At 62.7% G+C, this 3,459-nt stretch carries 3 protein-coding genes; 2 read left to right on the forward strand and 1 reads right to left on the reverse strand.

The genetic code is table 11. The annotated features are described in order from the left end of the window. The first annotated feature begins 195 nt into the window (after positions 1-195). Entirely contained in the window at positions 196-522 is a 327-nt protein-coding gene (locus APY03_RS03570; protein WP_068673969.1) for a GNAT family N-acetyltransferase, read from the forward strand. Between the two features lie 127 nt (positions 523-649). Next, positions 650-1,288, forward strand: a complete 639-nt coding sequence (locus APY03_RS03575) for a DUF262 domain-containing protein (protein WP_083944139.1) — start codon at positions 650-652, stop codon at positions 1,286-1,288. Positions 1,289-1,386: 98 nt separating this feature from the next. Here the strand turns inward: APY03_RS03575 and APY03_RS03580 are convergent, their stop codons facing one another. After that, positions 1,387-2,232: an AAA family ATPase gene (locus APY03_RS03580; RefSeq protein WP_068673971.1), complete on the reverse strand. Its 846-nt coding sequence runs from the start codon at positions 2,230-2,232 to the stop codon at positions 1,387-1,389. Positions 2,233-3,459: the final 1,227 nt, after the last annotated feature.

Below are 3,459 nucleotides of genomic sequence, written 5' to 3' on the forward strand. Positions count from 1 at the left end.
GCCCGCTTGGCGGCAAGGTGACTTGGCCAGACGCATACGCATCGTACGTAAGCGGCCATCGTCCACCTGTCCGTGCTCCCTGCCCATGCGTTTCGAGCGCTCCAAGTCCCTCTGCGTTGCAGCCGCGGCGCTGCCCTTCCTTAAAGACCTCGATGCCCTGTACCCGGGTTCGAGCGGTGGTACGCCGGTAAGGTCGTGCCCGGCCTGGCCGCCGGCAGTGACATCCTCCTGCTCGCAAAGGAAGCGGACCACGTCGTCGGCGTGGCATTGGGAAAGCGTGGCGAGGAGGAGACCAAGCTTCGGTGTGTTCGGGTGCTGCCCGCCTACCACCAGTCTGGGGTTGGTATCAGGCTCATCGACCGAATGCTTCACGAGCTCGAATGTGAAAGGCCGCATTGCACTGTGGCGGAAGAAATGCTGCACATCTATAGCCGCGCATTCGTGAACCGCTACGGCTTCGCCCTCAGCGCCGTCGAAAATGGCCGCTATCGACCTGGCCGGCTCGAGTACGCCTTTAACTAAGCGGTTTGCTCTGGCGCCGCACCGGGCCCACTGAGCGCTACGCTGGACCTGGCTACACGGAGCAGGACCACTGGGCACTGCCCTCAAGGAAAAACATGACGAAACTACTTTTGAATGGGGCCTCCGCATGAGCGCCAAGCCATTCCATCGCTACGACGGACACGACCTGCCAGGCGTCGACCCCGCACGGAAGATGCCGCGGGCGACCATCAACGCATCCACGTCACCGCGCTCCATCGGCGAGCTGGTGGGCCGACTAGAACTGTTCACTTCAAAGGAGGCTGAGCAACGCCAGCTGTACCCCTGGGCCAGCCGGTTCGTGCTTGGCTACCCTCTGCCCGACTGGCAAAGGGCTCTCGTCTGGAGCGGGGAGCAGAAGGCCAGGTTCATCACCTCGCTGTGGCTGGACATCGACGTTGGCACCTACCTGGTCAACGACATGGCCGACTATATCGAGGAACCCGGGAAGCCTTTGTTTGCCCGGAAGTTCACGGACGTCCTGCTGGACGGCCAGCAACGCCTGTCGGCTCTGGAGGACTACCTGCTGAACAAGCTGGCGGTCCCTGACGTCAACGGCCAGCCCTGCCGGTGGGAGGAGCTGGGCAAGGTCGAGCGTCGGCTTTTCTGCAACAAGACCTTTGGCTGCTCCTTCGTGCGTTCATGGGATGAAGCAACGCTGCGCCAAATCTACGACCTGCGCTCGTTCGGTGGAACGCCGCACCTCGAGAGCGAGCGTGCCTCGGCTTCGCCTGAACACGAGGTCTGAAAACACCTTCTTCGACGCCGGGCCTTGTGCTCGGCGTTTCTCTTGGCTCAGCACCTGCAAGGAGAAGCGCCCTGGTCATGAGACCAGGGCGCCTGCAATCAGGAGAGGAGGCTTTGCACCTCTGCGACATAGCCAGGCACCGCCTCGATGAGATGGAAGTGCTCTGGGTGCATCATTGGGTAAAGGCTGTGGGTCGCAACGATGACCTGCAGCCGCGACATGTCGGCATCTGCTATTTGCCGCCAAAGCAGCGCTTCCGCCTTCGCGTCGAGCGACTGCTCCGGTTCGTCCATCAGGACGACGGGCACCGCGCCGGCGGCGACGTTGCCGTATCGCTTCTTGAGCACCTCGGCTCTGAGCGTGCAGTCGGACGCGTCGCGGAGTCGGTCTACAGCGAGGGGCTGCGTGCCGCCATGCCAGTTCACGTACTGGTAGCTCAGGGTTGGTTTGTCTCCGGAGAGCAGTGCCTTGAGCTTTTCCAGCAACGCTTGGCTTCGCTGCCCGGACGATTTGTCCTTGATGAGCGTGCCGTAGGCTCGAGCTTCGTCGAAGTACCCGCACATCATTGATGCGGCGATGCTGTTGTCGTGGCCCGGGATGTGGCCTGGCTGGTAGTACAGCGCTGGCGCTCCGTCGGTTGCGACCTCGAGCCCGTTCAGGTAACGGAAGTCTCTCGACCACCGGTAGCCTGCCTGGTGCCAGTAGTCGTCCGAGTCGAGGCCCCTGGTGTAGTTGTCGTCGAAAGCGCTCTCACCTGTTTGGTACGAGAGCGTCTGGAGCGCCAGAGTCTTGAGCAGCGCGGACTTTCCGGCGCCGTTCGGACCAACGATGACATTAGGCCGTTTGGTCGAAAACGTGATTCCCTTGGGATGCTCCTGCATGAGGAGCGAAGTCTCAAAGTACGGGACAGCGGTGAAGCCGCTGGCTGTGAGTTGGGTTATCAAGAGAGTATTCCTTTTCCGAAGCGATGGGTGTCCTGCCTCGGTATAGGGACGTTCCGGCGGCGGAAAACGGGGGTCCGCGCTTCAGTCGCGCACCCGCTCTAGGATTTCCAACGCGTCCACCAGCATCAAGGCCTTGCGCAGAAGGTCCTCGAGCGACTTCGCAACGAATACGTTCGGCTTGCTGACCCTGTCCAGGTGCGCACGAGCAAGTATTCGCGCCCTGCGCGAAGCTTCGGCCTGGGCCGGGATGCCTGCCACAGCTCCTCGCTGACGTCCTCCGCGATATACAGAAGTACGAAGTGCTGCGCGCTGGTCGCGCGCACCGCGTGAAGTGGAAAACCAGTTTCTGCCAGGGAGCCGAACCCAAACGTCTCCTCGGTCACCGCGAACACCACCAACTGGTCGTTCGCAAGGTGCAATGCTTCCAAGGGCGCGAGCTCGGGCGTCCAGCTCTCCACTTGCGGGTCGAAATAGGTGACTCCTCGAGCCTCGAGCGCAGTGCGGAAGGCCCGCCTCCAACTGCTGGGGCCGCACGTGCCGAAGAGGCCGAAATTGGCCGGCGTCAAGCCGGTGTGGGCAGGGGTATCGCAGGAGCTCATGCCTACGGATAGGCACGTCGTTGCTTGCAACGCAGAGGGCTCCTGGCTGGGCTTCGGTTTTCGGGCTGACGGCTATACGGTGCACCTTGACCCAAAACTCCCTGCCCGGCCGTTCGCGCCTCAGCCCCCCGCGCCCTCGTAGCTCGGCGCCGCATTTGCGCCCGCGAACCCCTCAAATGGATGCCGTGGCAAGAGCTATCCACGGGTGCACTGCGTTCTCCTTCGAGGGGGCCTGCCGGGCTGTGAGTCAGGCGAGCAACTTGCGATTGCAGGAGCATGCGGTGCCCGGGGAGACCCTCCTCCGCACCCACGAGCCTTGATGGGATGACAAAGACCGTCAGCAACGCTGGCGGCCTGGTGAATTACGCGCTGAAGATGCCTGGATGAGGTCCGGCTGCCCAACCTGTCCAACCACCGCTGCACGTTCATGACGTGCACCCTCGCCCATGCCTTTCAGCTCGCTGCAAGAATAGTCGCCAGCTATCCCTTAGCGGCCTCGAGCTTTGAAGGCGCTCTTGGGCGGCTGTTTCCTGGACACGAGGACGTCGTAGCCGGCACGGCCCAGTACCCTCACCAAGAACTCGAAGCCCTGCTCGGAGCCCAGCCACTGGATGGCCGTCGCCGCCGC

It is taken from the genome of Variovorax sp. WDL1, from assembly GCF_001541225.1.
In the GTDB taxonomy this organism is placed as follows: domain Bacteria; phylum Pseudomonadota; class Gammaproteobacteria; order Burkholderiales; family Burkholderiaceae_C; genus Variovorax.